Here is a 374-nt window from a genome sequence, read left to right on the forward strand (position 1 = left end):
ATCACGGCAGCGCTGCGCAATTCGCTGGGGGTGTCCGTCAACCACAAGTGCGTCCAGCGCCTCATGAAGGAGATGGGTTTGCGCGCGCTGATTCGGGCGAGGAAACGCTCTCGGCACGTCCCTGGGATCACCGACGTGCACGTGCCAAACGTCCTGAAACGAAATTTCTGCGCGAAGACTCCCAATGAGAAATGGGCGACCGACATCACCGAGTTCAACGTGAATGGGCAGAAGCGCTATCTGTCGGCCTGCATAGGCTTGTACAACGGTGAGATCATCGCGCACCGCATGGCCAGCCGCCCTGTCTTCGACCTGGTCTCCGGTACGTTGGATGTGGCACTTGCGCGGGCCAAACACGTCGCTGGACTGACCGT

General features: G+C 60.2%; 1 protein-coding gene. It reads left to right on the forward strand.

The features are described 5' to 3' along the window. The coding region (locus QN397_RS26650) for an IS3 family transposase (RefSeq protein ID WP_323502525.1) at positions 1 to 374 on the forward strand (374 nt) is incomplete at both ends.

It is taken from the genome of Variovorax sp. RTB1 (assembly GCF_035018765.1).
In the GTDB taxonomy this organism is placed as follows: Bacteria; Pseudomonadota; Gammaproteobacteria; order Burkholderiales; family Burkholderiaceae_C; genus Variovorax.